The sequence below is a fragment of the Aeromicrobium sp. PFPM2_SD2 genome, assembly GCF_057364525.1.
Map to the genome: position 1 here is coordinate 1 of NZ_JBNFNZ010000437.1, position 2,017 is coordinate 2,017.

Here is a 2,017-nt window from a genome sequence, read left to right on the forward strand (position 1 = left end):
GACCTCGCGCGTGCGTCGGCCGCCCGCGTCGAGCCGGGCCAGGAGGTCGTCCAACGGGACGTCGTCGCGCCACGGCGCGCCCTCGACGCCACCGTCGTCGGCCCACGCGCCGTCGACCTCCTCGCCCAGGAAGAGGTGGACGATCCAGCGCCGCTCCATGTGGACGAGGTGGTTGAGCAGGCCGAGCGGCGACCAGCCGGACGGCACGCGCGAGACGGTCAGGTCGGCCGGGTCCAGCTCGGCGAGCTTGACCCGGACGTCGGCGCGGTGCTCGTCGAGGTAGGCGAGCAGGGCCTCGGCGACGTCGTCGGGGACGCGCTCGTGCTGCTCGATCACGACAGCGCCGCCTGCAGCGTCGAGGCCAGCGACGGGTGCTGGAAGACGAACCCGGCGTCGAGCAGCGCCTGCGGGCGCACGTCGAGCGAGCCGAGCAGGTCGTCGGCGATGCCGCCGAGGACGAGCCGCAGGGCGGGGGAGGGCACGGCCAGCACGGTGGGCCGGCGCAGCTGGCGGCCGAGCTCGGCGGTGAGCTCGGCGTTGGTGACGGTCTGCGGGATCGAGACGTTGAACGGGCCGCTCAGCGACGCGTGCTCGACCAGGAACGTCGTGGCCGCCACCCAGTCGTCGCGCGAGACCAGCGACACGCGCTGACGCCCCGACCCCAAGCGTCCGCCCAGCCCGATCCTGAACGGCAGCGACATCAGCCGGAGCACGCTGCCCGAGCCGTCCATGACCAGCGAGGTGCGCACGAGGCACACCCGCGCACCGGCCTCGGCGGCCGGCGCGGTGGCCGCCTCCCACCGCTGGGAGACGTTCGGCCAGGAAGCCCGAGCCGGCCCGCGGACTCGTCGAGCGACTCGTCACCGCGGTCGACGCCGTACCAGGACATGCCCGACCCGGACACGAACGCCGGCGGGTGGTCGGCCGCGGCGATCGCCCGGGCGAGGGTGCCGGTGGCGCCGAGCCGCGACTGCAGGATCTCGCGGGCGTACGAGGACGTGCGCGGCCAGCGCGAGATGTTCGCCCCGGACAGGTTCACCACGGCGTCGGCCGCGCCGACCAGAGCCTGGTCGACGCGGCCGTTCGCGGGGTCCCAGCGGGACGCGTCCGGTGCCCGGTCTCGCCCCGCACGAGGCGGGTGAACCTCGTGGCCGCGCTCGCGCAGCCGGGCCACGAGCGGGGTCCCGAGGAACCCCGACGCGCCCGCGACGACGACGTGCACCGGACGGCCGTCCGTCAGAGGCCGAGCTCGGCCTCGAACGAGCCGTTCTGCAGGCGCTCCTTGACCGTGGTCAGGAAGCGGCCGGCGTCGGCGCCGTCGATGATGCGGTGGTCGTACGTGAGCGCCAGGTACGCCATGTGACGCACCGCGATGCTCTCGCCGCCGTGGGCGTCGGTGATGACGACCGGACGCTTGACGACCGCGCCCACGCCCAGGATCGCGACCTGCGGCTGGTTGATGATCGGCGTGTCGAACAGCGCGCCGTTGCTGCCCAGGTTCGTGATCGAGAACGTGCCGCCCGACAGCTCGTCCGGGGTGATCTTGTTGGTGCGCGTGCGGTCGGCGGCGTCGGCGATCTTGCGCGCCAGGCCGGCGATCGACAGGTCGCCGGCGTCCTTGATCGTCGGGACGATCAGGCCGCGCTCGGTGTCGACCGCGATGCCCAGGTGCTCGCCGGCCGGGTAGGTGATCGTGCCGGCCTCGAGGTCCAGCGAGGAGTTCAGGCGCGGGTACACCTTGAGCGCCTCGACGGCCGCCTTGGCGAAGAACGGCAGGTACGTCAGCTTGACGCCCTCGCGCTCGTAGAACGCGTCCTTGTGCTTGGTGCGCAGGCGCGCGATCTCGGTGACGTCGACCTCGTGCACCTGCGTGAGCTGGGCCGAGATCTCGAGCGACTCGACCAGGCGGGTCGCGATGACCTTGCGCAGGCGCGAGACCTTCTCGGTCTTGCCGCGCAGCGGCGAGGGCTCCGACGCGGGGGCCGGGGCCTGGCTCGGGGCGGACGCCGCGGGGGGC

General features: G+C 73.7%; 4 protein-coding genes. All 4 read right to left on the bottom strand.

Going from position 1 to position 2,017, the window contains the following annotated elements:
- Positions 1–336: mycothiol transferase (locus tag AC2W7G_RS14750; RefSeq protein ID WP_485869103.1), on the bottom strand; the 336-nt coding region annotated here is incomplete at its 3' end.
- Entirely contained in the window at positions 333–701 is a 369-nt protein-coding gene (locus AC2W7G_RS14755; protein ID WP_485869106.1) for a DUF1731 domain-containing protein, read from the bottom strand. The genes AC2W7G_RS14755 and AC2W7G_RS14750, both read right to left, overlap by 4 nt.
- A complete protein-coding gene (locus AC2W7G_RS14760) occupies positions 701–1,222 on the bottom strand; it encodes an NAD-dependent epimerase/dehydratase family protein (RefSeq protein WP_485869104.1) in 522 nt (173 codons plus the stop codon). The genes AC2W7G_RS14755 and AC2W7G_RS14760 overlap by 1 nt, the downstream gene beginning before the upstream one ends.
- Positions 1,223–1,236: 14 nt before the next feature.
- On the bottom strand, positions 1,237–2,017 hold a 781-nt coding region (locus tag AC2W7G_RS14765), incomplete at its 5' end, for a 2-oxo acid dehydrogenase subunit E2 (protein ID WP_485869105.1).